This is a genomic window from Psychrobacter sp. KFRI-CH2-11 (assembly GCF_038239325.1).
Classification (GTDB): Bacteria; Pseudomonadota; Gammaproteobacteria; order Pseudomonadales; family Moraxellaceae; genus Psychrobacter; species Psychrobacter celer.
In genome coordinates this window covers 2,230,642-2,254,157 of the sequence record NZ_CP151283.1, presented here as the reverse complement: position 1 = coordinate 2,254,157, position 23,516 = coordinate 2,230,642, and the positions used below count along the sequence as shown (strand labels likewise).

Here is a 23,516-nt window from a genome sequence, read left to right as displayed (position 1 = left end):
AACGCAATTCTTAACGTATACCTTTTATTTTGAACTGCTTATACTTATGGCGGGTAGTAATTAAAGGCGTGTTGTTCAGTGTCAAATTGAGGTAGAATTGGCGCGTTTTTTATTACTATTTTGTCATCATTGATTCAATCTAAAAAACTCATAGCAGCCAAGTACAGACATATACGAGTGTATCGGTATGTGTAATACTTCAAGCGCGTTTAATACTGTCATTCTTTTATATAATGAATTGACCATATAATCTGATTCATTACCAATCTGGGCGACGCTATGTCATCTTCTCCTACGCCATCTGAGCACGTTTCACAGAGATCTGATTCAGTATCAGGGCTTAATCATGCGGTGTATCAGCCGCCATTTTATTATCAATGTGCCATCAACGTCCTAAAGCCCTTGTATCGACTGCAAGTATGGCGACGCTCGCACCAGCGCGACAACTATCAGCAAGAAGTGGCGCAGCGCTTTGGTAAGCATTATCCCTCACGTCCCATAGCTGTGAGCGATAATGTGACGCATCATGGCGTCATCTGGTGTCATGCGGTTTCATTGGGTGAGACCAATACGGTCGCGCCACTACTGGAGGCGTTATTGGCAGCGGGTTATCAGATATGGTTGACCAATACCACTCAGACGGGTTTTGCCCGTGGTGCCAGCCGTTTTGCTGATGAGATTGCCCAAGGCCAGATGAGCCATAGTTATGTGCCGGTCGATAGCCCTGTCGTGATTGAGACGTTTTTGGCCCATGTACAGCCTATAGCGGCATTGTTTGTCGAGACAGAGCTGTGGGCAAATATCTTATCTAAATTGGCCGAGCAGCGTATTCCCAGTATTTTGGTCAATGGCCGGCTCTCAGCGTCTTCTTTTACCAGTTATCAAAAAATTGCCGCTGTCAGTCGTAGCATGATGAAAAACCTTACCTTAATTATCGCGCAAGATAACGAGTCTGCTAAGCGCTTTCGGCAGCTCGGTGCCAGCAGTGCGCAAATCCGTGTGGCAGGCTCGCTAAAATGGGTCATTAATGCGCCAAAGCAGGACAGCAGCGCCAGTGAGCCGCGCGTAGATGAGCAAAGCAATTCGCTGCACGATAGCATCAGCGATCAGATGAGTCTGGCCGAGCGATTTGGGGTCGCCGATCGTCCGATTTGGGTGGCGGCCAGCACTCACAGCGGCGAAGAAGAAATCGCCCTGTCATTACAGCAGCAATTGTTGTCACAGGCAGCACTGACTGATACGCTGCTTGTACTCGTGCCCAGACATCCTGAGCGCTTTGATGAGGTGGCCGAGCTCGTCAAAAAGTCGGCATTGACGATGGCGCGGCGCAGTCGTGATGAGGCGATTGAGGCAGCCACGCAAGTGTATGTGGCAGATAGTATGGGCGAGCTGATGATATGGTATCAGCTTGCTGATGTGGCATTGGTCGGTGGCTCGCTTGTCGATATCGGCGGACACAATCCTGTGGAGCCGGCAAGTGTGGCCACGCCTGTCATCATGGGACGCTATACGCAGTCGTGCCAAAGCGTGGTCGACAAGCTCGCTGAGGTTGGGGCGCTGTATCAGCCGTACAATGCTTTTTATCGTCCTGTGACGACCTCTCACGCGCATAATCCTCCTGACACGGCGGCACCAGCTAGTCTCACAGACGAGACAAGGGCGTCAGCCGCCCATACTGTTGGCGACATCCGTGCGGAAACCGCGCTGATTTACCAGCAGTTAGCCGCTTGGCTTTGTGATCTGGCACTGGCCAAACGGGCAGGGCTTGCAGGCGAGCGGCTGACCAGACAACAACAATCCGTACTGACCCGTCAAGTGACCATGATAGAAGAAGTGATTGCCCAGCAGTCGCACCAAGAGCCTTTATGAACTGTATCTTATTGCCCAGCGATAACTTTTCGGCAGACACCGCTTATATTGATGACGCGGCGCAAATCACGCACGTCACTCAAGTATTAGCCGCCACCGCCGGAGATAGGCTAAAAATAGGCCAGCTCGGTGGCCAGCTCGGTACGGGACAGATAGCAAGCATGCACTCTGATAGAATCGAGCTATGCGATGTACAGCTGAGCAGCGAACCACCCAAAAAGCTTGATTTGACGGTGGTGTTAGCGCTGCCACGGCCAAAGGTCTTACGTCGCCTAATCATGGATATGACGGCGCTGGGTGTGCGACATATCGTCCTGATTAATAGCTACCGCACCCAAAAAAGCTACTGGCAAAGCCCGATGCTCGACCGTTTGGATGAGTTTGTCTTAGAGGGGCTACAACAAGGCGTCGATACCATCGTGCCGCGCATCACGTTGGCCAAGCGTTTTAAGCCGTTTGTCGAAGATGAGCTGGCGGGCTTGATCACTTGCCGTGCCATCGTGGCGCACCCGTACAGCGCGCAATCATTTGCCCAATACGTCCAGCCGTCATCACTGGCGCTACCGAGCTTGGTTTGTATCGGTAGCGAGGGCGGCTGGATAGATTACGAGATTGACTTACTTGCCAAGCAAGGCTGTACGGCGGTCACCATTGGCCCACGTATCTTACGCACTGAGGCGGCGGTCAATGTCATCTTGGGTCAGTGGTTGCTCTAACTGCTATGTCTGTGTTGGGAAGGCATGGCCTAGAAATACAGCAAAAATGAGCCGAGATGGGGGCTAAATCTCGGTCAAACAAATGTATTGATAATTAATCTCATTTCTATTAGTATGTTGTTTTCATATATTAGGGGTTATCAATCGCCAGTAACATAACTTGCTAGTAGCTGGCATGACTATTTTGACATGTCTAACATGATTATTAACGTCTTGTGTCAGCGATCCGCACTGCAGCAAGTGTTGTTATTGATAATATAACCATTTTATATCGTCGCCATCTTATCTATCTCACCTTTTTTATAGCACTATTATGGGGAAAACCATGTCATTGAACACCATCAGCGCTACGCGTTCTGCTTCTAAGCTTACTTTACCTGTTGTCGTCTGTGGCATGATGCTCGGACTAGCGGGTTGTAGTAATTCCTCAACGACAGAGGAAAGCGCCGAGACTACGGCCAGCGAGAGCACTGCGCCGCAAGCAACCACCGATGGTGCCACGAGTGCAGATGGTCAAACCATTACTATTTATTCTTCTCGTAATGAGCAGCTGATCAAGCCGCTACTTGATCGTTATACTGAAGAGACAGGTGTAAAAATTGAGCTGGTAACGGACAAGACAGGCCCGCTAATGGCGCGTTTGCAAGCAGAAGGTCAGAACACGCCAGCTGACATGCTATTGACCGTCGATGCGGGCAACTTATGGCAAGCCGCTCAGCAAGGCCTGCTCCAGCCTGTGGCTTCGACGGTACTTGAAAACAATGTCCCTGCCAAATATCGTGACCCAAAAGGCCAGTGGACAGGGCTGTCACTACGCGCTCGTACGATATTTTATGATCCAAGCAAGGTCAGCGCCGATCAGCTATCAACTTATGCAGATTTGGCTGATCCAAAATGGAAAGGCAAGCTATGCTTACGTACCTCAAAGAAAGTCTATAACCAATCATTGGTTGCTAGCATGATTGAGCACTTGGGCGCAGAAAAAACCGAAGAAATTATCCGCGGCTGGGTAGATAACTTAGCCACAGATGTGTTCAGTGATGACACCAGCATGCTAGAGGCGATCGCGGCGGGTCAGTGTGAAGTCGGTATCGCCAACAGCTACTATTATGGCCGTATATTGGACGAAAAACCAAACTTCCCAGTAAAAATATTTTGGGCCAATCAAGGCACCACTGGTACGCATGTAAACGTCTCAGGTGCCGGTGTGGTCGCAGGCTCAGACAATCCAGATGGTACGCTAAAGCTGATCGAATGGTTGTCCTCTGATGAAGCCCAAGGAATCTATGCCAGCTCGGACAAAGAGTTTCCGGTCAAAGAAGGCGTGGATGAGTCTGAGATGCTAAGATCATGGGGTAGCTTCAAAAAAGACGACATCAATGTACAAAAATTTGGTGAGCTGCAAACCCAAGCCATTCAGATGATGGATAAAGCGGGTTATAAATAGATCCCGATGACTAATGCCAATCTCAAATTTCTTTGGGATTGGTATTGTTGTTTTTTGGACTCTATAAGTATGACACGGTAATAATGATATGATCACAACGCCAGATGCGTCTGTAAGTCAAAGCGATATCGTCGATGGTGATATGAGTGACGGGCATCCCGCAGTCAGTCAAGACCACACTTTGCGTAAGCGTATTCTTTCAAAATCAGTCTTAGGACTGATTTCGTTGTTTATGCTGGTGCCAATTTTGATCGTGCTGTTGTCTTGGACGCAGCCTGTCGCTGATATTTGGACACACATGCGTGAGTATGTGCTGCCACAAGTGCTCAAAAACACCGCTATTTTATTGATGATGGTCACCGTTATTTCTGGGACAGTCGGTACTGCCTTGGCGTGGGTGACCAGTATGTACCGCTTTCCTGGCCAGCGGTTTTTTTCGTGGGCGTTGATGTTGCCGCTGGCGATACCTGCCTATGTTTTGGCATTTGTGACCGTCGGTATTGTGGATTTTAGTGGACCGTTACAGACCGCCTTACGTGATTTGGGCATAAGTACGGCGATTCCGTCCGTGCGAAATGTCTGGGGCGCAGGGCTGGTGCTATCGCTGGCGTTTTATCCTTATGTGTATCTGCTGGCGCGTCAAGCGTTTTTATCTCAAGGTCGGCGGGCGATTGAAGCTGGTCAAATGCTGGGGCTGAGCCGTCGACGGGTGTTTTTTCGTTTGGCCTTGCCGCAAGCCTTGCCGTGGATTATCGGCGGTTTACTGTTGGCCAGTATGGAGACCTTGGCGGACTTTGGCGCGGTGTCGGTGTTTAATGTTGATACCTTTACCACTGCGATCTACAAGGCGTGGTTTGGGTTTTTTAGCTTGACCACGGCCGCGCAGCTTGCCGCGTTATTGATTGGTGTGGTCTTTGTCGTGGTGTTGTTTGAGCAGTATTGGCAGGCCAAGCGCGGCACTGCTGTCACCCAAGGCAGTAGTCATCGTTTTGAGGCGAGCAAACCTGCTAAGTTGGGTATGGCGCTGCTGTGCACGCTGGTGTTTGCGCTGGCTTTTTTGATACCGTTTTTGCAGCTTATCTACTGGACGGTGGCCAATTTTCGTCAAGACTTTGATGCTCGTTATATCGATTTTGTCACCAATAGTCTGATGATTGCGAGTATGACCACGATGTTTATTGCCTTTTTGGCGATTATCATCGCGTGGATCAAGCGTCAGTATCCTGACAAAACAACCAAGCTGATGACGACCTTGGCAAACCTAGGCTATGTGGTACCAGGTACGGTGCTGGCGGTGGGGATATTTATTCCCATTGCATGGTTTGACAATCAGATGATTGCCTTTGGTATCACCTCGCAGCAGATATTGTCAGGCAGCGTCATTGTGATGCTGCTGGCTCTATCGACGCGCTTTATGACGGTGAGTTTTCAGCCTGTCGATCGCCAGTTGCAGCGCCTGACGGTCAATCAAGAAGCGGCGGCCAAACTGCTCAGTGACAGTGCTTATCAGCGCTGGCGGCAGGTCATGCTGCCGGTATTAAGCCCCGGGGTTTTGACAGCGTTGCTCATGGGTTTTGTTGAGGTGATGAAAGAGATGCCCATAACTTTGATGACGCGGCGGCAAGGCTGGGATACGCTGGCGGTGCGGGTGTTTGAGATGACAAGCGAGGGCATGTGGGGGCGAGCTGCCCTGCCAAGTCTCTTAATCGTGTTGGTTGGGCTGCTACCAGTATGGATATTGCTGCGCCAAAGTGACAAACAAGGCTAACAGCAGTTTTGGACAGTAGGGGTTATGCACTTTATCAGCATGCGGTTTTAGCATGCGGTCTATGACTTGTGTGGCCTGAGTCCTTTAAACCTGCTACAGTACAATCTTAGTCGTTTTTAGCACCCATCTGTATGTGCGCGCAGCGTGCCCAAGGTTTTATTTTTTATCGCTAACTGGTATCTTTTATGTACACTGATTCAATCCATGATCCATCAGAATCTAAACCTATCCATGCCAGCAGTCTAAAGGCCAAGCCACTACCGGCCAAGTCTATACAAGCCAAGACGCGTCTTGAGCATCGAAAAAACGCCCCAGTTATCAAAGCCCATAATCTGGCGCATGCGGCTGTCGAGCAAGATGCACCAAAACCCGATGAGGCACCGCAAAAGATAGACGCCCGCCAAGACCATAAAGTTAAAAACACGAACTCCCAAAAAGACCAAGTAGATATCGCAGAATTGCCTTATTTTAGTGTCCAAGATCTCATCGTAGGCTATGACGATACGATCGTCGTCGATGGTCTGTCGTTGACGTTACAGCAGGGCGAGATTGGGTGTTTTTTGGGGTATAGTGGCTGCGGCAAAACCACGGCCTTACGTGCCATTGCAGGACTTGAGCAAAGCCGCGGTGGTAGTATTTATCTGAGCAATCAACGTCTGACAGACAAGCGCGCGCGCAAGTCGTTTGCCGTTGCGCCAGCCAAGCGCGGCATGGGTATGGTGTTTCAGGACTATGCGTTGTTTGGTCACCTAAGTGTGGCAAAAAACATCGCGTTTGGCCTGAACAAATGGTCTACCGCCGACAAAAAAGCCCGCGTGGCTGAGATGCTAAGTTTGGTTGACTTGACTGAGCACGCGGACAAACGCCCAAATGAGCTATCAGGCGGTCAGCAGCAGCGTGTGGCGCTTGCAAGAGCGCTGGCACCAAAACCTAAGCTACTGCTGCTTGATGAGCCGTTTTCTAATCTAGACGTAGTACTGCGTGAGTCGCTGGCGATGAGTGTACGTGATATTCTCAAACGCACCAACACCACTGCGATACTGGTCACGCATGATCAAAACGAAGCGTTTGCTATTGCTGATAAAGTTGGGGTGATGCATCAAGGTAAGCTGGTACAGTGGGCAACGCCAAGTGAGCTATATCATGAGCCAGTCAGTCCGTTTGTCGCTGAGTTTGTCGGTGAAGGCGCGATGATAGATGGCATCATCAAAGAAGGGCACGTCGAGACAGCGCTGGGTGATATCTATCGCCGTATGGAAGTCTACGACGAAGCCGGCTATCCGCAGTACTGTGAGTATGATTATCCAAATGGCACACCGATCAAGGTACTGGTGCGCCCTGATGACATCATTCATGACGATGACAGTACGCAGACTGCATTGGTAGTTGGCCGCGTGTTTCGCGGTGCAAACTATCTATACCGTTTGCAGTTGGATGATGGCCAGACGGTATTGTCTTTGGTCGCCAGCCATCACAATCATGAGATAGGCTCACACATCGGTATTTTGCCCATACTCGAGCATGTGGTTGTCTTCGATGAAAAGGACGTCAACGCCACCACATGGTCAGAGTACGATGGCGTAGAGCGGTTTGCAGATATTCGGCAAGACTGAGCAAGCGAGCAGGCAGGTTAGGCTTGCCGTGTTGCCAGTATATGCAGGTAGCGTCCCAGCCATTTGTAGGGCTCGTGCTGTGAATAGCGTAGCTCCATACGTATTACCGCCTCGGGGTCAGTGTGTCCGCCACGTTTGAGCGGGGCATAGTCATGAAACACGCGTAGACCACTGCTGCGTATGACGTGATAACGATGCGCGGTGAGCCAAGTCTCGACCTCTTCTTTTGCGACTGGATGATTGGGCGTTAGGCTCTTGACGTTGTCTGCTTTATAGTCGCTATTGTCGAGTAAATTAAAATTTCCCATGATTAAATTACGATAATCAAAGCTCGCTGGGTTATAAAAACACAGTGACAGCGCGCCTTTGGGCATCAAATACTGATCAAAAAAATCCATCACACCGGCAGGCTCTGCTAGCCATTCAAGCAGCGCATGACATAGTATCAAATCAAACTTTTCTGCATCTAACTTTTCTGCATCTAACTTTTCTGTGCTTAGCTTAGCTGGTAGCTCCTGATAAGGGCAGACATGCCAAGTGATATCAAGAGGCGTGTCTGTCTGCGCTGCATGAGCCTGGGCTTTGGCAAGCATGTTGGCGGAGATGTCATTGATTACCACAGTGTGCCCTTGGGCGGCCAGATCGATGGCGATTTGCGCCAGACCTGCGCCCACATCCAGTACACGTAGTGGCCGGCCAAGGCGCTGGCGCATCTGGGCGCTATACTCAAAAATATCACGGCGTAGTACCGCCAGCCTAATCTCACCCTTTAATCCGCCGTAGACTTTTTTTTCAAAATGATCGGCGATGGCATCAAAGCTACGATCTGTGCGCTCGCTACGGCTTTGAGGGGCTGCTGCTGGCTTGGCGGTGGCACCAGTGGTGGTCTTGGTTTTTACTTTGGAAGATGCGTGCATGTCGCTGAGACTGAGGTCGTTGTCGTTTGCCATATTTGTCATATTGTTATCGGTAGAAGGTGATTGTTGGCGTTGAGTGTGCTTAAGTGCTTGGTATCATCGGTTGCGGGATGAAAGGCTGAGCAGGCTTGTCGATACTCAACGCGGGTATGGCTGGTGCTTGTGATGCGCTATTGCGTCTGTTTTCTGGTAGCTTTTCGGTAGTGTTTGCGGTATAAATGTATCATCACTTGCCAAGGACGCATGGCGCTTTTTTTCACAATTTTTTACCGCTTTTGACTGCTAAGGATAGCCATTATGATCACTCCTCACTCACGGCGCGGACGCGCAGCGACTCACAAACCGATAGCGATGCGCAGTGTCTTATCAGTCGCCATCGCCAGTAGTATATGGCTGGTCGGCTGCGGCGATGACAATGACTTTGACAATGATGTTGATATCGTCTCATCAGCCACTGTTGAATTTGTCAACTCCTTTAGCGCCTCTCAAGTAGACAGCAGTTTTGGGCTGGGTAGTACCGCAACGCCCGCAGCCAAATGCGGCGTTACCATAGAAAAGGTCAGCTATGATACCAAGGGTGCTGCAGACGAAGATACCAATGCCACGGCTGCATTGATGCTGCCAACGGGCGATGCTCCTGAATGCCAAGGCGCGCACCCGCTGCTATTATATGCCCATGGTACGACCACCGACAAGTCTTATGACTTTGCGCAAGTGGGTAATATTCAAAATCCTGCGGTAAGCGAAGCCAACTTAATCGCTGCTAATTTTGCCGCACAAGGCTATATCGTTGTCGCACCCAATTATGCAGGCTATGATGATTCTACGCTTGATTATCATCCTTACCTTGTGGCTCAGCAGCAGTCGACAGACATGGTCGATGCCCTAGACAGCGCGCGCGATATCATGGCACGGCAAAAGCGTGCCAATGCGGTCAATTACCGTGATATTGCGGATTCAGGCAAGCTATTTATCGCTGGCTACTCGCAAGGCGGCTATGTCACGATGGCAACGGCCAGATTGCTACAATCCCAAGAAAAACCAGTGACAGCCATCGCGCCATCTTCAGGGCCTTATGCGTTAGCAGCGTTTGGTGATGAGATATTTAGAGGTAATGTCAATATCGGTGCCTCAAGGTTTGCGCCATTACTTGGCAGTGGCCTACAAGAAAAATATGGCAATATTTATAATAAAAAATCAGACATATTTTTGGATAAATATGCCAATGCGCAACTGCCAAATGCGTTGTCGTTTGGTCAGCTAGTGGAGATGGGCAAGTTGCCTAATAATGCGCTGTTTCAAAAAAATCCTAGTGACCCTAGGCTGGCAGGACTAGAGCAAGGCAAACTGTTTTCTATCTTGGGTGGTTATGATGAAAATGACTATCTGATTAAGACAGATTTTCGTGCCGCCTATGTCGCTGATACCGACAAACATCCTGATGGGCTGTGGGCAGAGAACGGCGATGGTCTGCCAGCGGCCATGCCTAAAAACACTTTACGTAAGGCATTAAAAGACAACGATTTGCGCGGCTATGTGCCGACCATGCCGACACTGCTTTGCGGCGGCAACCAAGACCCTACGGTTTATTTTGATACCAATACCGGCTCGATGGTCACGCTACTGCAAGCAGCGGCAAAAAAATCAGCCAAAAACCTTAATGTCACCGTGCTCGATGTCGATATCGACAATGCTGACGAGCGCCCAGATCAGCAGACCTTGAGCTTGATTGGCCAAGCTGCCATGAATACTTGGGATGCAGAGGCGGTCAGAGTCCGCGTACAGACTCGCTTTAGTCAGAGCGTAGAAAAGGTAAAAGCTGACGCTGAGGCGCAAGGCAGTATACCGCTCCTAGCATTTTATACCAACTATCATGGCGGTCTGGTCAGTCCAGCCTGTACTGAGGCCACGCGTGCGTTTTTTGATCAAAACTTTAAGACGGTAGTCAATCCAACATAATATCGGCAGCATTTATGTCATGTGCTACGGCTGCTATTTCGCGATAAGTTAACGATACTCAAACGGATAAATCGTCTGACAATCCACCAAACTGTGTCCATGAGGTTGGACGCAGTTTTTTATGCCGCTTAACGAGCCGTCAATAAGAGAAACCCTATGAAATCTATCTTGTTATCACTACTGGCTTGCGCCATTATTACTGCGCCCATCAGCCAAGCACAAGCTCGAAACACTCCTTGTTCAGAAAAAATGGGCGGGGTGTCGCACTGCTCAAAAGATGGCAAATTTGTTTGTCATAACGGCAAGATTAGTCAGTCTAAAAAGATCTGCCGCTGACACACAAAAAATAGAGAAAAAAAGTCAAAAAAATGACCGCTAATCTCCTGATTCGCTTGGTTTTAATCCTGTGCAAATGCCCCTAATACGGCAAATTTGTGCTAAAATAGCTTCTTTTATAAAACGTTACTTTTAACAAAAACCGTATCACTATTTTCTTGTTGTTTTGTGCACTGAGTGGGGGGGGGGTTGGGGTCTATATTTCGATGATGGCTACATTTTTTGGTAGCTGTATTTTTGTATGACCCAAAGACATCTCAAGCAGTGATGACAGCATCAGAAAAAAGTGAGTGAAGGAGTGTATATGAGCGAATCGGTCAGTCCTATTGGCATCGTAGATGAACTAAAGCAGTCGTATTTGGATTATGCGATGAGCGTGATCGTCTCACGTGCGCTGCCTGATGTGCGTGATGGGTTCAAGCCTGTACACCGCCGTGTGATGTATGCCATGCACGTGCTATCAAACGATTATAACAAACCCTATAAAAAATCAGCACGTGTGGTCGGTGACGTCATCGGTAAATATCACCCACATGGTGATAGTGCGGTTTATGATGCCATCGTGCGTATGGCGCAGGATTTTAGTCTGCGTTATCCGATGGTCGATGGCCAAGGTAACTTTGGTTCCATCGATGATGATCCACCGGCGGCCATGCGTTATACCGAAGTCCGTATGACTAAGCTCACGCACCAGATGCTTGCTGATTTGGATAAAGACACGGTCGATTGGGAAGACAACTACGATGGCTCTGAGCGCATGCCAAGCGTGATGCCAGCACGTATTCCCAATCTACTGGTGAACGGCGCAACAGGTATCGCCGTCGGCATGGCGACCAATATGGCGCCGCATAACTTGACAGAAGTCATCAATGCTTGTCTGGCCTATGCCGCAAACCCGCAGGTCTCAGCTGATGAGCTGATGTCGCATATCTCAGGCCCCGATTTCCCAACGGGCGGTATTATTTATGGCCGCGCGGGTATTTTAGATGCCTATCGCACCGGCAAAGGCCGCTTGCATATTCGTGGGCGCTATCATATCGAGCCGATGAGTGACACCGGTGTCAACCGTGATCGCGAGCGTATTGTCTTTACCGAAGTGCCGTATCAGGCCAACAAAGCCAAACTGATTGAGCGTATCGCCGAGCTGGTACGAGACAAAAAAATCGAGGGCATCACCGAGATTCGTGACGAGTCGGATAAGGAAGGGATGCGTATCGCCATTGACTTGCGCCGCGGCGAGACGGCTGAAGTCATTGTCAATAATTTGTTTTTGCAAACGCCGCTAGAGTCGAGCTTTAGTATCAATATGGTGGCGCTGGATAATGGTCAGCCGAAGCTGCTAACTTTGCGTCAGCTGATAGCGGCCTTTGTTCGTCACCGTCAAGAAGTGGTGACACGCCGTACGATTTTTGAGCTAAACAAAGCCCGTGTGCGTGGTCATTTGCTCGAAGGTCTGACCGTTGCGCTCGCCAATATCGACGATATCATCGCTACTATCAAAGCCTCAGCCAACCGCGGCTTGGCACGCGAGAGTTTATTAAATAATACATGGGGCTCCGGTAGCGTCGTGGCGATGCTAACAGCAGCTGGTAGCCAGTCTGTGCGTCCTGAATTTATCGAAGGCGAAGACCCAAAAGCGCCGTTTGGTTTGATCGAAGGTGAGGAGCGCTATCGCTTATCACTTGAGCAGGTCAATGCGATTTTAGACATGCAGCTGCACCGTTTGACGGGGCTTGAGCAAGACAAGTTGACCGAAGAGTACCAAGATTTGCTGCGTGAAATCGCTCATTTAGAGTCGATTCTTGGTGATTTTGATAAGCTGATGAGTATCATCTCTAATGAGCTTATCGAGATTCGTGATAACTTTGGGGATGAGCGTCGTACCGATATTATCGACTCGCGTATGGACTTTAACCGTGAAGATCTCATCCCTGAGCAGACTGTCGTGATGACTGTCTCGCGCACCGGCTACGCCAAGACTCAGCCTATCGATGACTATGTGGCGCAAAAACGCGGCGGCAAAGGCAAGTCGGCAACCGCCATGAAAGAAGACGATGTGATAGATCACTTGGTGGTGACCTCGACGCATGCGACCGTGCTGTGCTTTACGGACAGCGGCCGCGTCTTTAGCTTACGTGGGTTTGAAGTGCCGATTGCCAGCCGTGGATCGCGCGGTCGTCCATTGGTTAATCTCATCAGTTTGGATGCTGACGAAACTGTCACCACTATTTTGCCTATTCCAAAAATCGTCGAAGAGCTGTCTGGCAATGCTGTGAGTGATGGCGATGATGAGAACTCAGAGAGTAGCAATGAGGCCGAGCCGCCGTTTGTTTTCTTTGCTACTGCCAATGGTACAGTGAAGCGCGTGGAGCTCAAGCAGTTTGCCAATATCCGCTCAAATGGCTTGATTGCCATTGGTCTAGAAGACGGTGACAAACTGGTGAGCGCCCGTATCACCAACGGTAGTCAAGAGGTGATGCTGTTTGCATCGAGTGGTAAAGCCATTCGTTTTGATGAAAACGATGCCCGCGCCATGGGCCGTACTGCCAAAGGTGTACGCGGTATGCGTTTGGCTGATGATGAGTTTATCAAATCACTAGTCGTTATCGAAGATGATGTACGCGAAATCCTTATCGCTTGTGAAAACGGCTTTGGTAAGCGTACCTTTATCGACGAGTTTAATACGCAAAACCGCGGTGGCGGTGGTGTGATAGCCATCAAAACCAGCGCACGTAATGGTGCACTGGTGCGAGCGACGAAGGTTGACCCTACAGACGATATTATTTTAATCTCGGACAAGGGTACGCTCGTGCGCACGCCAGTTGAGCATGTGGCCAGCTCTGGTCGTAACACCCAAGGTGTCACCTTGATTCGCCTATCAAAAGAAGAAAAGCTGGTGGCGATGGCGCGAGTCGAGCACGAAGAGAGCGACGATGAGCTGGTCGATGCCATGCGTGAAGACGGCACCTTTGAGGTAGCAGGCCAAGCGCAAATCGATATCGATGCAGTGACCGATGACGCGGCGACGACCGATGTGCACGATGTGATCGACATTGCCAACGATCCTGTATTAGATGAGACAAATATTGAGGGTGAAAATACCGACGATAAATAACGGTTTCAGTAGTTTGCTTTTGCTCTAGTTTGGCATTTTTGCTCTAGAAAAGGCCTCTGACGTTATCGTTGGAGGCTTTTTTTTGGATGTTATTTATCGCTTATAGAATGTTGTCTTTGATAATCCTTTTTATCTTTTATGACCACTGTTTATGCTGATCTTTGAATGATACTTAATGATACCTAAAAAGTGCTAAGTTGAGGCTGTTGTTATGCTGACGACCAATCAAACCTTTCAGGGGACTATCGCGTCGATATCATCGAGCGTTTTATTTTCGATGATGTTTTTATTTGGGTTATTTATGCAGCCTTTGACGGGCACGCAAGTGGCGTCATGGCGTGTGCTGATGATGCTACTCAGTCTGGTGCTGCTGGTTAGTGTGAGCAAGCAGTGGCAGCATGTTTTTGATTATCTAAAAACGCTCAAAACTGCCAAAGACTGGCTGATATTTATACTGCCAACCCCGATATTGGGTGGGCAGATTTGGCTGTTTATGTGGGCACCTGTGAACGGTTATGGCCTTGATGTCACTTTGGGGTATTTTTTATTGCCGCTGGTGATGATCGTGCTTGGTCGCTTTTTTTATCGTGAGCCGATGAGCCTGCTGCAAGGAGCGGCGGCGCTACTAGCGGCTTTTGGTATTGGTCATGATATCTTGCAATACGGCTCGGTATCGTGGGTGACGCTGTTTGTATGCTTGGGCTATCCGCCGTATTATCTGCTCAGGCGGACGATTGCTGTGCCACCGATTACGGGGTTGTTGTCTGATTTGACGCTGCTGACGCCAGTGGTGCTACTGATACTCTATGCCAGTGGCGGCTTTAGTATGGCGGCGCAAAATATGAAGTTTTGGTATCTATTGCCACTGCTAGGCGCTTTTAGTGCGCTGGCGATGTCGTTGACGATGCTGGCCAGTAGCAAGCTGCCCGTGTCGCTATTTGGCGCGCTTAGCTATATCGAGCCTATGCTATTGTTTGTATTGTCCATCACCGTGCTCAGTCAGAGCTTGGATGAAGGAGGCTCATTGTTTATGTATGGCATGATTACGGCAGCGCTGCTGGTGATGATTGTCGATAGTGCGATAGGTTATCTGAGTCGTCGCCGTAGCGATCATTTGCATGGCTATCGCGAGCCACAAGTAGGCGGCTTTCCACCGCGCCGCCGCCTGATAAATCGCCGTATTGATGGCGCACTAAAAGCGCATCGGTTTCGTAAAATACGCCGTTATCAGCGAAAAATGGATAAAATCCAGCGAAAAATAGAGCAGTTAGATGCCAAATAAAGCCCCAAACTCGTAACGACATCGTTGCTCCGAAATAAAACTGGCATGCAAGATGCGATGTGTCAGGCGTTACTGGTATAAATTTTCTTTGCTTGCTGTGTGATTTCATCACGCCAGAGGCGGCATAAAATCCATTTCAGTAGTAGGGCACCTGTTTGAAAGTAGATCGGCTATATAAAAATTCAAAGACTCGTTAAGTGGATGTATTGCTTATCTATTCTGACTTTGACATAATGCTGGCTATGATATAAGTATGAGTCATTTCAAGCGTTTATCTTGTGGTATGTAACGACAGATGATTGTATTAGCCTGCTTTTAACACCGAAGGGTTTTAGCATGATTGGCGACGTACAACCTGCGTGTACAATGAGATAGACAACAGGTCTTGTAGACAAAAGCCTCCGACGTCCGCGTCTGAGGCTTTTGTTTTTTTCTAAAATTGCCAAGGACGTGCGCTTATCTCAAAAGGCTGTTTTTATGCTCACCACCACCCAAACGTCGCAGGGCACCATCGCTGCCGTGGCAGCAAACTTTTTATACTCATTATTGTTTTTATTTGGTCTGTTGATGCAGCCGCTATCTGGGACGCAAGTCGCCTCGTGGCGTGTGCTGATGATGCTGCTGAGTTTGGTACTGCTGGTCAGTGTATTAAAACAGTGGCAGCATATCTTTGATTATCTAAAAACCCTAAAAACACCCAAAGAGTGGTTTTTGTTTATCTTGCCGACGCCGATATTGGGCGCCCAGATTTGGATATTTATGTGGGCACCAGTCAATGATCTGGGGCTTGAGGTGACACTGGGGTATTTTTTGTACCCGATGATTATGATCATGGTGGGTCGGTTTTTTTATAATGAAGCGATGACGCCGCTACAGTGGGTCGCCACCATCTGCGCAGGTCTGGGCATCGCGTATGATGTTTGGCAGTATGGCGCGATTTCTTGGGCGACATTGTTTGTCTGTCTGGGTTATCCGCCTTATTATCTGCTGCGTCGCAAGCTGGCAGTACCACCCATCACCGGCCTTATCTCTGATTTGGTGCTGCTGACGCCAGTGGTGATGATCGCCCTGTATATGAGTGGCGGGTTTGCGCTGGCGATCACTACCGATAAATTTTGGTATCTGTTGCCGCTGCTGGGTATCATCAGCACCGCGGCGATGTCGCTGACCATGGTCGCCAGTCAAAAGTTGCCCGTCTCGTTGTTTGGCACGCTATGTTATCTTGAGCCGATTTTTTTGTTTATCTTTTCGATTACGATACTGCACCAAAGCATCAATGAGGGCGGCTCATTATTTATGTACGGCATGATTTTTGTCGCGCTACTGATCATGATTGCTGATAGTGCGCTTGGCTATAGGGCGCGTCGCCGTGATGATCGCCTGCATGGTTACAACGAGCCACAAGTGGGGAGTTTTCCGCCGCGTCGCCGCCTGACCAACCGCCGTATCAAAGGGGTACTTGCGGCTCATCGTTTTCGTAAAATTAAACGCTATCAGCAAAAAATAGACAAAATGACACGCAAGATAGAGCAGCTGCATTCAAAGTAAGGCGATTATTTATCGGGTGATAGGTTTGATTTGTTAGCCATGGTTTTTTAGCCATGGTTTTATCCCGCCAGTACTGCAGTTTGTGTGTCAATGATAGATGAATTGCGCTATTATCGAGCAGTATGCACGCCAAGCGCGTCAGGCGCAGGACACTTTGTCTATATGCTATTGCTCACTCACATGATAACTAGGACGGTTTATGTTACATCTTCATCATTTAGCAAACTCACGCTCGTTTCGTATTATTTGGCTGTTAGAAGAGCTAAACACCGATTATGAATTGACGTGCTATGAGCGCAACAAAGCGTATCGTGCGCCTGATAGCTTAAAGGAAGTGCATCCAATCGGTCATGCGCCAATGCTGGAGGTCAACGATCGCGTGCTGATTGAGTCAGGGTTTATCATCGAGTATTTAATCAAGCATTATGATACCGACAAGCAGTTCAAACCTGCTGATGACAACGAAGCGGCGTGGGAAGCTTATACCTTTTGGCTACACTTTGCTGAAGCATCGTTGATGCCGCCGCTAGTGATGCGTTTGGTGTTTAGCAAAGTCGTTCAGCAGTCGCCGATGCTCATCAAACCTGTCAGCAAAAAAATTCAAAGCCAAGTGGAAAAAAACATGATTAGCCGCAGCTTAGATAGTATGCTGGGCATGATGGAGCAGCACCTACAGGACAATCATTGGTTTGCGGGTAGTGAGTTTAGCGCCGCTGATATTCAGATGCATCTTGCCGTCGTCGGAGCCAATGCAGGCTCTGGTTTGGATAGCAGTAAGTACACCAATATTTTAAACTGGCTAAAACGCTGCGAAGAGCGTGAGGCGTTTAAACGTGCCGAAGAAAAAGGCGGGCGTTTAAAATTCTAAACAAGACGAATGGTATCAACGATTAGGATACGCTCTAATTATTGATTTAAAATTAACATAAAAGGTTTTGTTTATTTATAGACAAAACCTTTTTTAGGATAAGAAATGACAGACTTGAATAAGCCCAACAGGACACCGACTGACAGTGAGATTGCAGCCAAACAGCATATAGAGGCGGCAGAGGTGAATCGCCAGCAAGTATCTATCAAAGCGTGGTCACAAAAGCTGCTGGTGGTGATTTTGTGTGTTGCCAGCTTTTATGGCGGCTGGAAATCTTATGAGTCCAATATGGTCAATGAATGTACGGCCAATGGCGGTAAAATGATTGAAGGTCAAAGAACCATGCTATGCCAGTCATTATAGTAGATAAGGATTTAGTTAAAAGAGGGTATTTATGTTAAAGCTTACCTTTTTGGGCACCTCCGCTGGCGTGCCAACCAAGCAGCGTAACGTCACAGCGCTCGCGATAGAATGCCTCAATCCTTATAACTCGGGGGTAAGTCGACAGCAAAACAAAAAGTCGCGTCCTTGGGTTTTAATTGATTGCGGTGAGGGCACACAGCATCAGCTGCTTCATACCAAGCTATCTTTGCATCAGCTACAAGCCATTTGTATCACTCATGTGCATGGCGACCATTGTTATGGTCTGCCGGGGTTGCTTGCGAGTGCGGCCATGTCAGGACGTACTGCAGCGCTGACGCTTATTGCGCCCAAAGCCATTGCCAAAATGCTTGAGGCGATGAGGCTGACAACCGAGCTGTATTTGCCATTTGCCATTGATTTTATGGCGATAGAAGATATATTGTCTGAGCCAAATGATGAGTACAAAGGTGATGTAACTATCAATGTAGACCACCAACATCAGCTGGTTATAGACATTCATCCGTTATCACATCGCGTCGCCTCTTATGGTTTTGGTATTACTCAGACGATCAGCCGCCGTACCCTTAATACTGATAAATTGACAGCTGATGGTATCCCAGCCAGTGTGCTGTGGGGCAGGCTGCAGCAAGGCGAAGATGTCGTGACCGAAGACGGACACATGCTGTCGTCTGCTGAGTATGTCGATGACGATATGCAGCGTACCAAGGTCGTGGTGGCAGGTGATAATGATACGCCAGAGTGCTTGCATGCGGCGGTCGTTGATGCAGACTTGCTGGTGCATGAAGCCACTTATACCCATGAGGTGTTAAATAAGATTCAGGCAAAAAATCCAGAATTTGATCCCATGCATAGTAGCGCACAGCTGGTAGGTAGGTTCGCTCAAAACAATGAGGTTAAGAATCTAATTTTGACCCATTTTAGCGCTCGCTATCAAAGCTTTGATAATCCGCAGAGTCGTACGCCAAACATGGCGCATATTCGTTTGGATGCCCAAAGTGCTTATGCAGGTAATCTATGGCTGGCCGCAGATTTCGACCAATATATGGTGAATGGCGCAGCGAATTTGGTAAATGAAGAAGAGAGTAGCCGCGTGCAGTACTTAGGTTCTGCACGCGCTCCTAAAAAATGACTAGGGCGTGTTTAAGACAGACTGTCCTCAGCAGCTAACTGCGCTTGTCCTATCCAGTAGCGGCTAAACTGATAGGCCACTCGCCCCGAACGCCCGCCACGCTCTGATGCCCAGCGTAAGGCAGCGGCTCTGATATTGTCAGGTAGCGCTTTATTTTTTTCTTCATTATTATTACTTTCTTTACCGTCATTCGCATTATCTAGAGTACGATTTGGCGAAAGCGATAAATAATGGCGGACGATGTGTAAGTAAGTATTTTGATCCATGGGATGGAATGACAACCACAAGCCAAAGCGATCAGACAGCGATACCGTTTCGTCGATGGTCTCATAAGGATTGACTTCATCGGTTTGCCCATTATAAATATTGACATTGTCTTTCATCAGCTGCGGCAACAGGTGCCGACGGTTGCTGGTGGCATACACCAGTAGCTTGTCTTGCTCGGAGTCCAGCGCCCCGTCCAACACGCTTTTTAAGGTGCGGTAACTCTCGTCTTGACCGTTAAATGCCAAATCATCACAGTACACGATATAGCGGCAATCGGTGTCCGCTGGTAGGGCGCGGATGGCGGCGCGTATCTTATCAAGTACGCGCAGGTCATCACGGGCGATTTCGATGATACGTAGCCCTTCGCTATGGTAGGCTTGTAGCAACGCTCGAATCAACGATGACTTCCCTGCGCCGCGAGTCCCTGTCATCAGTACGTGATTGGCCGGATAGCCCTTTAAAAACTGCCGTGTGTTTTGCACCAGTTTTGCCTTTTGTCTATCGATACCATGCAAATCATCCAGACTTAAAAACAAATTGACCGCCAAAGGCTCCAAGCGCCCGCGGTGACCACCGACCCAGCGATAGGCCAGTTGCTGCGGATCGATGTCAATCGTCGGTGTGACTTGCTCTTGCAGATACTGCCCCAGTAACTCTAATAGCGGCTCGGGCAGGGCATAATTTGTAACGGATGTGGAAGACTGGGACATAATATTGGGTCGCTTATAACAAGAAAAATATTAACGAAAATAGGTACCGTCCTACTGGTATTTATTTTTTTGCGTGCTGTGCCTACGCCGGCAGATGCTGTGCAAAATGAATACCAGTAATATATGACATCAAGTGTGTCAATTTTATGTCGGTTTGACTATATAAAATGACGATATAAAAATACAAAGTAATTCTAAATAAAGGCCTTACTTTAGTATGAAAGACAATGCCAGTAATTCATCGTCATCGTTAAAACAAGCGAAGACATCGTCCGTATGGCAGGCTCATGCTCAGCAGATATTGCCTGTACTGACAAAAGAATTGGTAAAATTGCAGTATCGTCAGGTATCGCACTTGCGCATCGGCGTGTACGCAGGCGACTATCAGGGCTTGAGCCGTGCCATACACTCACAGTTTGGCCCAGTGCTACTAAAATGGCAATTAAGCGAGCATCATTGTCAGCAGAGCGCTCAAGCGGTATCTAGCGGTGTCTTTTATGAGTATGGCGTCATCACCGCGCTGTCTGCTTTAACGCCATATCAGCGCGTGGCACCGCCACTACTGGCGCATCATGAGTTACGCCTGCACATAGCAGTGCCGCCGTCAGCACTCATCGTTGTGGTGATGCCATATTATAAAAACGGCAGTCTATCACAGTATCTAAAGCAGCCGCTGCCCGCCCGTCAAAAGCATCAGCTTATCATGCAAGCGGCACAAGTAATCGCGCAGCTGCATCGCGCAGGCTGGCTGCATAATGATATTAAACCCAGTAATATCTTGCTAGATGATTTGGCGCCATCTCATTTTTTATTAAATCAGACGGATGATAACAGCCTCAAGACTGACTTATTATTAACTGATTTTGCGTTGGCCACTCGTATGGAAGCGTCAACCGTAGGTCATCCTGCGGGTACACCGGCGTATCTGGCGCCTGAGCGCTGGCGAGGACACGGCGCATCGGTGCAGAGCGATATCTATGCGTTTGGGATTATGTTGTATGAGATATTGGTGGGGGTGCGGCCGTTGCAGATTGATAAACAAAGTCGTGAGCCGCTCAAGGCATGGGCAGTCCAGCACTGTCAGCAGCCAATTCCAAGGCTACCGCCAGCATACCGCCATTATCAACCTATTATAGATCAAGCACTGGCAAAGCGAGTAGAGAAAAGGTATCAAAGCATGGCACAGATACTTTTGGCGTTAAGACGTATGCGGGATTAAAGAGGAAGTCGGTTGAAATCGGTGAGGGAAGAGTATTGAGAAATAAAGCGTAGTATAGCTTGGAGCAAGCAGCGAGCACTAAATACAGAAGCTTCTATACTTCGATAATAGCTTCGACGCTTGGCGTTGAGTAGGGACGTTTTAATTAGCAAGCATAAAAACTAACAGACACAAAAAAACCTGCATCAAGGCAGGTTTTAATATTTGGTCTAAGATGTACTATCCGAAAATGGTGGGGCTGGAGAGACTCGAACTCTCACACCTCGCGGCGCCAGAACCTAAATCTGGTGCGTCTACCAATTCCGCCACAGCCCCATTTTCGTTACTCTATCATCAAAAGCATGTGAACTCAAATGCTATCGAAATAGTTAACTGATTCGGTAGTGCGTCTCAGTGGTTGGCTATTATATAGAGTTTAAATTGTTTGGCAACCCCTATTTGCAATTATTTTCGATATTTTAGCAATTATTTTTCATATTTTTCATAAGTTAATGATATAAAAGATTTTTTTATTTTAAGTTTTTTTAACGTTTTAGTGATATTTATTTTGATCTTGTGCTGGTGTGAGGTTTAGTTGCTGCAATTTGCGTGTCAATGTATTGCGTCCCCAGCCTAGCAGGTGGGCCGCCACTATTTTTTTGCCACCACTATGGTTGAGGGCGGCGGTGAGTAGCACGCGTTCAAACTCAGGCATCGCTGTTTGTAGGATGTCGGTTTCGCCGGTCTGTAGCGCCTGCTTTGCCCATGCGGCTAGAGCCTGTTGCCAGTCGGTCTGCCTCGTCATAGGTGGATTGGGGCTAGTAGCGCTAGAGTCGATCGACCCTTGGGTGTTTATATCGTTCTGCGGCGGGATTTGGGATGAGCGCGCTGCATGAGGTGGCTGTGGTTGCTGTATTATATCCGCTGGCACAATTATATCCGCTGGCACACTATCGAGCAGCTCTGGTGGTAAGTCCTCTACCATGACCGTGTCACCGGTGGTCATCACGGTCAGCCACAGGCAGACATTTTCGAGCTGACGCACATTACCGCGCCACTCAAACGCCTGCATGACTTGCAGTGCTGCTGGATGCAGATGTTTTTTGGCAGTATTCATCTGCTTGGCGGCGCGCTGCATAAAGTAGCTGGCGAGGGCAGGGATGTCTTCGCGGCGTGTGCGCAGGGGCGGCAGAGGCAAGCGTATGACGTTAAGGCGATAAAACAAATCTTCGCGGAACTTACCTTGTTTGACCAGTGCTTCTAAGTTTTGATGAGTGGCGGCGATGATACGCACATCGACTTTGACAGGCTGCTGGCCACCAACGCGATAAAACTCGCCATTGGCCAATACTCGCAGCAAACGTGTCTGCGTACTAAAGGGCATGTCACCGATTTCATCCAAAAACAGCGTCCCACCAGTGGCCTGCTCAAAACGTCCTTGCCGTGTGGTCGTCGCCCCCGTAAACGCGCCTTTTTCGTGACCAAATAGCTCAGATTCGATTAAATCATGCGGAATCGCTGCCATGTTTAAGGCAATAAAAGGCTGCTGTCGCCGCGGTGAATGCTGATGCAGGGCGCTGGCGACCAGCTCTTTACCGGTGCCTGACTCGCCTGTGATCAACACTGTGATGGGAGAGTGGGCCAAACGGCCAATCGCGCGAAACACCGTTTGCATCGCTTGTGACTGACCGATGATGCCGCTGGGGTTGTCGGTCGCGGCGGGTGGTGTCGGGAATGTCTCTTTAGCAGCTGGTTTGATCGGCGCGGTGGTTGATGAGGTTTTGGGTGCTTGGTTTGTATGGCCAGTCGGCTCAGTAGGTTTATTGGGCTTATTGGGCTTATTGGGCGTCGCATCTGATCTAACAGTGGGTTTTTTGGTGTTTTTTGTCTTAACATCGGTATGGGGCTGATAATGAATGGCTTTATAAATCGTTGTCACCGCGTCATCTAAATCAAAAGGTTTGGGCAGATACTCAAACGCGCCCGTCTGATAGCTACTGATGGCAGAGCTTAGATCAGAGTGCGCCGTCATAATGACGATGGGCAGCTGAGGGAAATGCTGATGTACCCAATCGCTAAAGGACAGACCATCCATCATAGGCATACGAATATCAGTCAATATCACATCAGGGAGCTGGTCTGCAGGTGTTTGCTGCTGCAAGATATCATTTAGGCGTGTCCATGCCGCTTGCGCTTGCGTGAAGCTAATCACAGTGAGCCCTGCATCTTCAAAGGTATCGGCCAATATCAGGCGTAGGGCGGCATCATCATCGATAAGCCATAACGTAGCAGCGGCAGGACTGCTGGGCTTGTCCGTTGGAGCAGGTATTGGCTGATCGCTTGAGGGTTGATGGTCATGTAAAGCGCGGTGGTCATTATACTCAGTCATA

General features: G+C 48.8%; 17 protein-coding genes and 1 tRNA gene. 14 read left to right on the top strand and 4 right to left on the bottom strand.

The genetic code is table 11. The features are described 5' to 3' along the window. Positions 1-279: 279 nt before the first annotated feature. The 5 genes from AADH33_RS09260 to AADH33_RS09240 all read left to right on the top strand — a co-directional run bounded on the left by AADH33_RS09260 (position 280) and on the right by AADH33_RS09240 (position 7,413). The gene (locus AADH33_RS09260) at positions 280-1,869 is read left to right on the top strand and encodes a 3-deoxy-D-manno-octulosonic acid transferase (RefSeq protein WP_348548724.1); all 1,590 of its coding nucleotides are present in this window, start codon (positions 280-282) and stop codon (positions 1,867-1,869) included. Then, positions 1,866-2,585 carry a 16S rRNA (uracil(1498)-N(3))-methyltransferase gene (locus AADH33_RS09255; RefSeq protein ID WP_348548723.1) on the top strand — a complete coding sequence of 240 codons (720 nt, stop codon included), beginning with the start codon at positions 1,866-1,868 and terminating at the stop codon, positions 2,583-2,585. The genes AADH33_RS09260 and AADH33_RS09255 overlap by 4 nt, the downstream gene beginning before the upstream one ends. Positions 2,586-2,910: 325 nt before the next feature. Then, on the top strand, positions 2,911-4,032 hold the full coding sequence (locus AADH33_RS09250) for an extracellular solute-binding protein (protein ID WP_207970202.1): 1,122 nt from the start codon (positions 2,911-2,913) through the stop codon (positions 4,030-4,032). Positions 4,033-4,120: 88 nt separating this feature from the next. Next, positions 4,121-5,800: an ABC transporter permease gene (locus AADH33_RS09245; RefSeq protein WP_348548722.1), complete on the top strand. Its 1,680-nt coding sequence runs from the start codon at positions 4,121-4,123 to the stop codon at positions 5,798-5,800. Between the two features lie 449 nt (positions 5,801-6,249). Next, complete coding sequence (locus AADH33_RS09240) at positions 6,250-7,413, top strand: ABC transporter ATP-binding protein (RefSeq protein WP_348549974.1); 1,164 nt, start codon at positions 6,250-6,252, stop codon at positions 7,411-7,413. A gap of 17 nt (positions 7,414-7,430) precedes the next feature. On the opposite strand, the gene AADH33_RS09235 is transcribed toward AADH33_RS09240, so the two are convergent. Further along, a complete protein-coding gene (locus tag AADH33_RS09235) occupies positions 7,431-8,363 on the bottom strand; it encodes a methyltransferase domain-containing protein (RefSeq protein WP_348548721.1) in 933 nt (310 codons plus the stop codon). Between the two features lie 264 nt (positions 8,364-8,627). Here AADH33_RS09235 and AADH33_RS09230 point away from each other — a divergent pair, with 264 nt between their 5' ends. From AADH33_RS09230 to AADH33_RS09195, 8 genes are all read left to right on the top strand, one after another. After that, the gene (locus tag AADH33_RS09230) at positions 8,628-10,289 is read left to right on the top strand and encodes an alpha/beta hydrolase family protein (RefSeq protein WP_348548720.1); all 1,662 of its coding nucleotides are present in this window, start codon (positions 8,628-8,630) and stop codon (positions 10,287-10,289) included. 156 nt (positions 10,290-10,445) lie between these two features. After that, complete coding sequence (locus tag AADH33_RS09225; protein ID WP_348548719.1) at positions 10,446-10,625, top strand: hypothetical protein; 180 nt, start codon at positions 10,446-10,448, stop codon at positions 10,623-10,625. Positions 10,626-10,929: 304 nt separating this feature from the next. Continuing rightward, positions 10,930-13,740, top strand: coding sequence for a DNA gyrase subunit A (gyrA, locus tag AADH33_RS09220; RefSeq protein ID WP_348548718.1), 2,811 nt, complete (start codon positions 10,930-10,932; stop codon positions 13,738-13,740). Between the two features lie 211 nt (positions 13,741-13,951). Next, entirely contained in the window at positions 13,952-15,022 is a 1,071-nt protein-coding gene (gene rarD / locus AADH33_RS09215; RefSeq protein ID WP_348548717.1) for an EamA family transporter RarD, read from the top strand. A gap of 477 nt (positions 15,023-15,499) precedes the next feature. Next, on the top strand, positions 15,500-16,570 hold the full coding sequence (rarD, locus tag AADH33_RS09210) for an EamA family transporter RarD (RefSeq protein WP_348548716.1): 1,071 nt from the start codon (positions 15,500-15,502) through the stop codon (positions 16,568-16,570). A gap of 199 nt (positions 16,571-16,769) precedes the next feature. Further along, on the top strand, positions 16,770-17,438 hold the full coding sequence (locus AADH33_RS09205; protein WP_207970196.1) for a glutathione S-transferase: 669 nt from the start codon (positions 16,770-16,772) through the stop codon (positions 17,436-17,438). A gap of 105 nt (positions 17,439-17,543) precedes the next feature. Beyond that, a complete protein-coding gene (locus AADH33_RS09200; RefSeq protein ID WP_348548715.1) occupies positions 17,544-17,801 on the top strand; it encodes a hypothetical protein in 258 nt (85 codons plus the stop codon). A 31-nt stretch (positions 17,802-17,832) separates the two neighbouring features. Continuing rightward, positions 17,833-18,951, top strand: a complete 1,119-nt coding sequence (locus tag AADH33_RS09195; RefSeq protein WP_348548714.1) for a ribonuclease Z — start codon at positions 17,833-17,835, stop codon at positions 18,949-18,951. 11 nt (positions 18,952-18,962) lie between these two features. On the opposite strand, the gene AADH33_RS09190 is transcribed toward AADH33_RS09195, so the two are convergent. After that, the gene (locus AADH33_RS09190) at positions 18,963-19,928 is read right to left on the bottom strand and encodes an ATP-binding protein (RefSeq protein WP_348548713.1); all 966 of its coding nucleotides are present in this window, start codon (positions 19,926-19,928) and stop codon (positions 18,963-18,965) included. Positions 19,929-20,145: 217 nt separating this feature from the next. Between AADH33_RS09190 and AADH33_RS09185 the strand changes: the two genes are divergently transcribed. Then, entirely contained in the window at positions 20,146-21,147 is a 1,002-nt protein-coding gene (locus AADH33_RS09185; protein ID WP_348548712.1) for a serine/threonine-protein kinase, read from the top strand. Positions 21,148-21,377: 230 nt separating this feature from the next. Here the strand turns inward: AADH33_RS09185 and AADH33_RS09180 are convergent. Next, positions 21,378-21,462: transfer RNA gene (locus AADH33_RS09180), tRNA-Leu, on the bottom strand. 217 nt (positions 21,463-21,679) lie between these two features. Then, the gene (locus tag AADH33_RS09175) at positions 21,680-23,515 is read right to left on the bottom strand and encodes a sigma 54-interacting transcriptional regulator (RefSeq protein WP_348548711.1); all 1,836 of its coding nucleotides are present in this window, start codon (positions 23,513-23,515) and stop codon (positions 21,680-21,682) included. Position 23,516 lies beyond the last annotated feature (1 nt).